At 59.5% G+C, this 4,461-nt stretch carries 4 protein-coding genes and 2 pseudogenes; 1 reads left to right on the top strand and 5 read right to left on the bottom strand.

All coding sequences use genetic code 11. From position 1 onward, the window contains the following. Positions 1 to 200, top strand: a pseudogene (locus tag C0Z16_RS38525) (low specificity L-threonine aldolase); the annotation flags it as partial. Between the two features lie 436 nt (positions 201 to 636). Here the strand turns inward: C0Z16_RS38525 and C0Z16_RS36765 are convergent. The 5 genes and pseudogenes from C0Z16_RS36765 to C0Z16_RS36745 all read right to left on the bottom strand — a co-directional run. After that, positions 637 to 825 carry a hypothetical protein gene (locus C0Z16_RS36765; protein WP_102636823.1) on the bottom strand — a complete coding sequence of 63 codons (189 nt, stop codon included), beginning with the start codon at positions 823 to 825 and terminating at the stop codon, positions 637 to 639. A 369-nt stretch (positions 826 to 1,194) separates the two neighbouring features. Continuing rightward, complete coding sequence (locus C0Z16_RS36760; protein WP_102636822.1) at positions 1,195 to 2,319, bottom strand: nickel/cobalt transporter; 1,125 nt, start codon at positions 2,317 to 2,319, stop codon at positions 1,195 to 1,197. Then, entirely contained in the window at positions 2,313 to 2,945 is a 633-nt protein-coding gene (locus C0Z16_RS36755) for a DUF1007 family protein (RefSeq protein WP_102636821.1), read from the bottom strand. Before C0Z16_RS36755 ends, C0Z16_RS36760 begins: the two co-directional genes overlap by 7 nt. A 578-nt stretch (positions 2,946 to 3,523) precedes the next feature. Further along, positions 3,524 to 4,153, bottom strand: a complete 630-nt coding sequence (locus tag C0Z16_RS36750) for a hypothetical protein (protein ID WP_146014421.1) — start codon at positions 4,151 to 4,153, stop codon at positions 3,524 to 3,526. 191 nt (positions 4,154 to 4,344) lie between these two features. Beyond that, positions 4,345 to 4,461 (bottom strand): annotated as a pseudogene (locus C0Z16_RS36745) (IS5/IS1182 family transposase); the annotation flags it as partial.

Below are 4,461 nucleotides of genomic sequence, written 5' to 3'. Positions count from 1 at the left end.
ATATCGTGCAGGTACAGGTCGGGGGGACAGGAATGTCCAGCCATCAATGGGTCAAAGCGCTAGCCGAATTGGGCGTACTGACTCGTCCGTGGGGCGAAAAAACTATCCGGTGCGTGACCCATCGCCACATTGACGATGCCGATATCAGTCACACCGTCGATGCGTTCGCACAGGTGTTAGAAAAGCGGGGGCAGGTATGAACACACAGGCCGCTTCAACCGGGGTGCAGCACCATGTGCCCGCCGACGCTTGCGATGCGCACATCCATATCTTCGACACCAGGTTCAGGCAGACGCTTGCTGCTGATGATATGTCGGCGGTTCACGGAAACGGCGGTTGGCTGTTGGGGGAATAGCCAGGGCGACGGGTCTACATGCGCCCCACTCTCCACCGCAAGTTATGGAGGGCTTGCGGCACTTCCGAGAGCGTTCATGGAAGACGGTTCGTCGTTCACGGCCATGAGCCCGTGATGAAGGCGATCAACGCGCGCGTCGACCGCATTGTGCGAATCTCGATGCGCAACGCAGGCCCATTTGCAGATGATTTCGGACGCAGTCAACCGGAGCACCATATCGCATGGCGTCAGCGAAATCGGCAGTGGCCTCACTCGCTGAGCGCCCAGCAGCGGACTCCGCGTCAGTGTCTGATAACGCAGACGGCCACGATTTCGTATCCGGGGTCAGCGTGCTCGTTCGCCGCTTTTTCCGCTTCCTCATACGAAAGAAAGGACGTGGCATTTTCAATCGCCGATGCCATGCCGATGTCGCCGTCCTCGGCGGTGCAGAGGAACTGCTCACCGGTCTTCACCACATAGACGGACATCATGTCACCCTCCATGGTCTGCATGGGTAGCTTGCAGTCTAGCAGGCCGGAAGGGTTGCGGGCGGTTCGCTGAGTCGCTTCGGTAATGTCTGCCCCGGAGGCGTTATCGCCGCGACTGTCCGTGCGTCATTCCACGATTCCGTACGCAACCCGGCAGTCAAATGCCTGCGACGAACGTCGGGCAACTGTCGACGAGAATGTATTGGCAAAACCAGTTCCAGACGATTCAGCATCTCCCGTTATCGCAATTACGTTAAAGGCTGTCCGTCGCGCGCCAAAGGGAAAGCTCAGCGACACGCGGTTGACGACCCGAAACCGCCTTCCAACTTTCCACACAACGGACCTTCGCTGTCTGTCAACGCTGGAGGACCGTCAGGCGAGCGTGGCCAGTTGCCAGCCAGACAGCAATGCGACTACCCGCCATGCAGCAAACAGCGTGATGACCAGTGCACCTGCGAGCGCCAGACGCTTGCGGATCATTTGCAGCACCTGCCTGCGAGCGAGGCTACGACCGGAAACCAGCCGGTTGACGCCGATGCTTGCGAGACCAATCGTCAATACCGTTATCGACACCCCCGCGGCCATAGCGAACGCCGACAATACACCCACCATAAACATGCCGTTGGCGAGGGCGCCAATCAGAACAAAGATCGCGCCGACACATGGTCGCACGCCCACCGCCAGCCCCGTCATAACAATCTGCCGCGCGATCCAGACGTTCCCGGCCTTCTCGTCCACGCGCGTCCAGTCCCGCGCGCGCCGGCTCGCCAGCGAGCTAGCATTAAGGTAACGGCCGTGCTGAACGTCGCCATTGTTACGCCTCGCCGCAAACAAGCCCGTGCGGCGTTTAGGGATGAGTGTTATGCGCCCGTCGTCGCAGCAGTCGCGACGCGTGACGATCGACCAGACGGTTACGAGGCCGACGCACAGAAGTGAGATGTAGCTGACAAGATCAAGCGTCGCCGCTCGCGTGAGCACGCCGCCTAGTCCCTCACGCGCGAGCCACGCCGCACTGCCAACAAGGAAAATCGCCGAGATTGCCTGCACGCAGGCGCTCCATACACTGAGCGCAATGGCATGCCCAACGCGAGCACGATGTGACACCAGATACGTGCTCACGACCATCTTGCCATGTCCCGGTCCCAGCGCATGCAGGACGCCGTATCCGAACGACAGCAGCATGAGAGTCCAGCCGGCCAGCACGCTCGCGCCATTGCGCTGCGCGACGAGTTGGTCCTGAAGCTGAACGTTCAAGCGTCCCTGAAGGACGACGCCTGCTGCAATCGCGCGTCGCACAGGGCCCAGCATTGCGACGTGCGGCTCAGCGCCATTCTGCGGCGTCGGCGCCTGCACATTGCCTTCGCCTGGCGCCCCCGACGATGTCCTTCCGAAGACGTCGACCGTCTGAGCTCCTGTTGCGTGCATGGCGTTGATCATGAGGAAGACGAGCGCAAACGCGCTACGGCGAATTCTGTAGCGCCCCGCAGGGGTCAACATGAGAGCCTCGTGGAAAGCGGAAAAATGGCACCGCCAAATATGGCGTGAACCTTGTCTTCGAACGCTTGCGCGGTGCAGGTCTTTTCCGCCGTCGCATCGAAAACGATGGGAGCGCCGCTTTTGGACAGCGCCTGAAAATCGACGAAGAAAGTTTCGTCCCAAATGCCGAGTTGCACCTGCGCGCGCTTCAGGTCGACTTTATCCGCGAGCGGCAGCACGAACGTATAGACAATCCGGCCGCCTTCGATAGAGACGGCGAAGTCGCGGACCTCGCCGAAGTGCGCAGCCTTGCCGTCCACGAAGACATGTGTAAAGTAGCCGGTCCCCTTCAGTGAATCAAACGCCTGCTGCCTGAAGATGCGAGTGTACTTCGGACTGAGCGGTCCAGAGTTCGGCATGCCCGTCAGGTCGCCGACAATTGATACCGGAAATCCCTGCGAGAAAGTCCACCTCTCCTGCACAGCGCTCAATGCCGACCCATCCATCCGCGCAACGCTTGCGTACGTGATCCAGACATGTGGATGAGCGGCGAGCGGCGCTGCGGCAACCGAGAAGCACGCAGCAGCGACGGCGCGGATGAAAGGGAGGACGCGCTCATGGAGAGCGCGCGTAACACGATTTCGCATGGATATCCGCCCGGAACACTACATGTCATTGAATTGGACGCGATTGTCGGCTATGTAGGTAACGCCGTCGAGTGTCCCTTTATGGCCGGTTGCTAAAGTTCGCAGTTCAAATGCCGATCGCGCGGTGCGACCGCGCGGCGGATTTCCGTAGGCGACCCTGAACGGTCGGTCAGGATCCTCAGCAACGGTCATTCACCTATGCGGATGCGTTACCTCCCTGAGCACGTCTATGAATGCCCGCAGCCCAGTAGACACGTGGCCGCGTCCGACAGGTTGGGTCTTGCGTTGTACCGGAGTCCGCCGCTCGCGACTGCCTGAATGACGAATGACGGCCCAATCTTCCAGCACGGTCACCAGCTTCAGCGGCGCGTTTGGTGCCGGTTGCTTTTACTGTGAGACCGATGAAAGGGTATCTGACTGGAGCAGACGGCAGAATGTCATCTGCTGCGCGCGAGCGGATGGGCAGGAGGTGGCCGACTGTTGGCCGTTCGCGTCGTCGATCGGCCCGTTGACCAAGCACAGTGACGCGGTTTCCAAGCCGCAGCGCCCCGACGTTGAAAATTTTTCACGTACTGTGGTCAGTTCGACCAAAACGAACGCACGACGAAAAAGAGGACGGCGACCACTACTCCTGCGATCAAGTACTTCCGTCCGCTCGTCAGCCCGGGGCGTTTCTGGTAGGCACTTAGCAGATTTGACACATCCGCATCAAGCTTTCGAAACCGTTCCTGCGACAACATCTGCCATTCAATCAACATCGGCCGGAGTCGGTTGAGCCATACATCGCGAAGTTCCGGCGCCGGCATATCGCGCAGGATCTGCCGCAGGGTTCCATCGAGCGCGTCATCGCTGCCTAGCGTTGACGCGAGATACTTCGCAGTCGATCTTAGCTGCTCCTCCGTTCCGTGAAGGAGAAGATCCCGCATCGCCGCACTAGGATTCTCCACACTGGAAAGTAACGCACTAAGCCGTTCAGCCGGACCTCCAAGGACCTCCTGAATCCTTTTCGCCTCGAGTTCGGCCTGCCGCAGAATCCTTTGCTGCTCGATCTCGGAATGCGCCATGAAAGCGTGTGCATCCTCCGCTGCTTCGGCCATCACTTGCTCAGCTTTGGCTTCAGCACGCCCGATAATGCGCCGGGATACCTCGTCAAGCGACAGGTCACCGCGCGCGTACGCTTCGAGATAGGCGACTTCGAGCTTATCCAAGCCTCCCGCAGCCATCATCTCGTCGACGATCTGACGGCGTTCCGCGCGTTCCTACTCGCCTAGCTCCCTGTTCATTGTCGCGATCCCGTTGTTTGTCTCTGGTCCTGAGCAAGCTCAAGTTTAGCCCCCGCCACTGGCCGGGAGCTGGCGAATACGCTGTGAGTGATGACTGACGGGCGTCCTTACAAGCGTTAACAAAATGAGTTCTTCAGTTTTCGCCAGCAGATGATGCAGCAGGCGATTTTCATGAAGGCTTCATGGATGAATGCAAGACGTTCGAAGCGGATGCGCAGTCGTCGAAAGTTATG

It is taken from the genome of Paraburkholderia rhynchosiae, assembly GCF_002879865.1.
Taxonomy (GTDB): domain Bacteria; phylum Pseudomonadota; class Gammaproteobacteria; order Burkholderiales; family Burkholderiaceae; genus Paraburkholderia; species Paraburkholderia rhynchosiae.
This window is presented reverse-complemented; position numbering and strand designations above follow the sequence as displayed.

Excerpts from the sequence above, each read along its gene's own strand:
- C0Z16_RS36765 (WP_102636823.1), bottom strand. The coding sequence starts at position 825 with ATGATGTCCGTCTATGTGGTGAAGACCGGTGAGCAGTTCCTCTGCACC.
- C0Z16_RS36760 (WP_102636822.1), bottom strand. The coding sequence starts at position 2,319 with ATGTTGACCCCTGCGGGGCGCTACAGAATTCGCCGTAGCGCGTTTGCG.
- C0Z16_RS36755 (WP_102636821.1), bottom strand. The coding sequence starts at position 2,945 with ATGCGAAATCGTGTTACGCGCGCTCTCCATGAGCGCGTCCTCCCTTTC.